At 61.3% G+C, this 2,447-nt stretch carries 1 protein-coding gene and 1 CRISPR repeat array; the gene reads right to left on the reverse strand.

The window, feature by feature from the left end; translation table 11 throughout:
• The first annotated feature begins 73 nt into the window (after window positions 1-73).
• Window positions 74-1,662: direct repeats of the CRISPR family, unit length 28 nt; unit sequence GTGCGCTGCCGCCCAGGCAGCTCAGAAA.
• A 238-nt stretch (window positions 1,663-1,900) separates the two neighbouring features.
• On the reverse strand, window positions 1,901-2,447 hold a 547-nt coding region (locus tag OP496_RS17170; protein WP_280565052.1), incomplete at its 5' end, for a glycerophosphodiester phosphodiesterase family protein.

Consider the following 2,447-nt stretch of genomic DNA (forward strand, 5'->3'; position numbering starts at 1 on the left):
TTTCTATTTTTCCGTGCTCTGCATCCATTGCAGCTCATAAAGACCTGGGCCGTGAGGCTGGCGGCCGGATGATGTGCGCTGCCGCCCAGGCAGCTCAGAAATATCTCACGAATCTATGGAACAAGGCCCGCGCGTGCGCTGCCGCCCAGGCAGCTCAGAAATCAATGGCGAGCGTTTCATGGCGACACTAGACGTGCGCTGCCGCCCAGGCAGCTCAGAAATGCCGCCGCTCGATGTGCTGGATCTCGTCGAGGTGCGCTGCCGCCCAGGCAGCTCAGAAACAACACTTGGCGGCAGGCCTCGGCGTAGTCCTGTGCGCTGCCGCCCAGGCAGCTCAGAAATTTATAAACATCGGGCGTATAGTCTCTCATTTGTGCGCTGCCGCCCAGGCAGCTCAGAAAAATCCCACGGGCGGGCCGACCACGGTTCGGTATGTGCGCTGCCGCCCAGGCAGCTCAGAAAGATGGCATATTGAACTGCCTCAACTGGGCTTTGTGCGCTGCCGCCCAGGCAGCTCAGAAAATGGGGGATCGCGCTGACGAAGTGACGGCTATGTGCGCTGCCGCCCAGGCAGCTCAGAAAATAAAGAGCATCGCATTGCTTGGCTATGGATGGTGCGCTGCCGCCCAGGCAGCTCAGAAAGCGAGGTGGCCCAGGCCGGGGAAAACGGCACCGTGCGCTGCCGCCCAGGCAGCTCAGAAAAGGAGCGTGGCCAAGCCTTGCAGGCTGAGCAGGTGCGCTGCCGCCCAGGCAGCTCAGAAATCAACATGGAGAGGGCGGGGAACCTTCCCGGCGTGCGCTGCCGCCCAGGCAGCTCAGAAAATCATCTTCTTCACTGGACTCAGCATCGGACTGTGCGCTGCCGCCCAGGCAGCTCAGAAACAACGCCAAAACGCCGAAACGAGGTTAAATCAGTGCGCTGCCGCCCAGGCAGCTCAGAAATGAAAGTCGAAACCAATCTCTTCGCGCGATACGTGCGCTGCCGCCCAGGCAGCTCAGAAAGGGTCGGCAATGCTGATGCTGGTCTTCGTCTGGTGCGCTGCCGCCCAGGCAGCTCAGAAAGAGCGTGCCGAGGCCGAAGGCCTTCCGCACCGGTGCGCTGCCGCCCAGGCAGCTCAGAAAGCACCCCCAGACGAGTGTTTGACGGCGCGGTCGTGCGCTGCCGCCCAGGCAGCTCAGAAAATGGGAATAGTCAACATGGACGCATATAAAAGGTGCGCTGCCGCCCAGGCAGCTCAGAAATCCTTCGGGCAGCCTTAGCCGCGCTTGGATGAGTGCGCTGCCGCCCAGGCAGCTCAGAAAAATAGCGCGTCGTTAAGAAACGCGATGGCTGAGTGCGCTGCCGCCCAGGCAGCTCAGAAAGTTCACTGGGCTGCCAATTACCCGTTAGACCCGTGCGCTGCCGCCCAGGCAGCTCAGAAAACTGTTAATCCCGCTTCCCACATCAGGTTACGGTGCGCTGCCGCCCAGGCAGCTCAGAAAACCCAGCGGTCCTCTAAAAGTATTGTGCATCGGTGCGCTGCCGCCCAGGCAGCTCAGAAACACTGCGCAGCGTCGAGCGCGTCGAGCACGACGTGCGCTGCCGCCCAGGCAGCTCAGAAAAGGAAAAGACTCGCCGCGCCTGCAAGGGCCTCGTGCGCTGCCGCCCAGGCCGCCCAGAAAGCGTGAAGACCAGCTTGATATGTTTGGGGAGGGTGCGCTGCACCAGCCCCGATCTGGCGGTCCGTCTCTAGCGGGCGGGCGTAAGTACCGCACGCCATTGGATGGCTTGCCAGACGTCTTACGAGTTGTGGCAGGCAGAGCATCGTGAACAGCCGGATGTAGTGCGTCTCGACCATAGTGCGTGAGCGCAACGTGCAGCCCGTCGAAGCGGGCTGCTTGGTACGTTAAGGCAGACGCTTTACTCTTCTGCCAGCACTGCCTTCAACCGATCGGGAAAGTTGGTGAAGAGACCGTCGGCGCCCCAGTCGAGCAGTTGGCGCATCTGGTCTTTGTCGTTGATGGTGTAGCTGTGTACCAGCAGGTCGTTGGCGTGGGCCTGCTCGATGAAGCTGGCGTCGATGACCGGTTCACCTTCGTAGAGGTAGTTGGGGCCGACGCCGTCAGCGTAGTCGGCGATGACTTGGAAGTCGGCATCGCTGATGTTGGCCGGGCTGGGGGTAACGCCGGTCCACTCTTCGAGGGTGTCGCCGTCTTCGCTGGGGGAGTACCAGAGCAGTTGGATAAGCGGAATATTGGGATTAAGGCCGTGGACTTCCTGCAGGCTGGCTTGGCTGAAGGATTGGATGACCACGGAGCCGGATTGCACCAGGCCTTCAGCCTCGAGCTTGCTGACTAGGGCGTCTTGAAGCTCGGGATAGTCCTTGGGTGACTTGGTCTCGATGTAGTAGCGCACGTCCTGGCCGTAGCGGTCGATGATCTGATCGAGAGTGAGCATCTTGGCGCCG

Source organism: Chromohalobacter sp. 48-RD10 (assembly GCF_029889785.1).
Lineage (GTDB): Bacteria > Pseudomonadota > Gammaproteobacteria > Pseudomonadales > Halomonadaceae > Chromohalobacter.